Annotated in this window: 1 rRNA gene; it reads right to left on the reverse strand. The window is 50.5% G+C overall.

Annotated features, from left to right (window positions below):
• Positions 1 to 62, reverse strand: a 5S ribosomal RNA gene (gene rrf, locus GJ700_RS36465); the annotation flags it as partial.
• Positions 63 to 206: the final 144 nt, after the last annotated feature.

A 206-nucleotide genomic window follows, 5' to 3' on the forward strand; every position in this document is an offset into this window, starting at 1 on the left:
AGTCGTTTCACGGTCCTGTTCGGGATGGGAAGGGGTGGGACCGACTTGCTATGGTCATCAGGCTTTGACTTGTCGCGTCACTGGCTGTGGCCAGCAACTGCAATCCGGAAGAAGTAAATTGGGTAACTCATCATCGAGTAAATGCGTATAACCGGCAAGGTTATAGGGACAAGCCGTACGGGCAATTAGTACTGGTTAGCTTAATG

The sequence above is a fragment of the Pseudoduganella rivuli genome (assembly GCF_009674485.1).
In the GTDB taxonomy this organism is placed as follows: domain Bacteria; phylum Pseudomonadota; class Gammaproteobacteria; order Burkholderiales; family Burkholderiaceae_D; genus Rugamonas; species Rugamonas rivuli_B.